This window comes from Aeromonas crassostreae, from assembly GCF_054052445.1.
Genome location: NZ_JBSTYM010000089.1, coordinates 1 through 223 on the forward strand (window position 1 = coordinate 1; position 223 = coordinate 223).

Sequence of the window (223 nt, forward strand, 5' to 3'; positions counted from 1 at the left end):
ACCAGGGTGGCGGTCACGGTCAGCGCCGCGCCATCGGCCGGGCGGTCAAACTCGTAGCCCACCTTGCCAGCAAGGATATCGGCCTCGCTCAGTACCCGGTCAGGCTGGCCGCTCACCTTGAGGGTGTCACCGGCCTGGGCCTCGCCCGGCAGGGTCACTGCCACGTTCACGGGGCCGCTGATCTCGGTGCGGTCGATGGTGCCGTCGTTGTCGGCATCTTCGG

General features: G+C 69.1%; 1 protein-coding gene. It reads right to left on the reverse strand.

The genetic code is table 11. The annotated features are described in order from the left end of the window. Positions 1-223: hypothetical protein (locus ACW5W4_RS19015; protein ID WP_456690429.1), on the reverse strand; the 223-nt coding region annotated here is incomplete at both ends.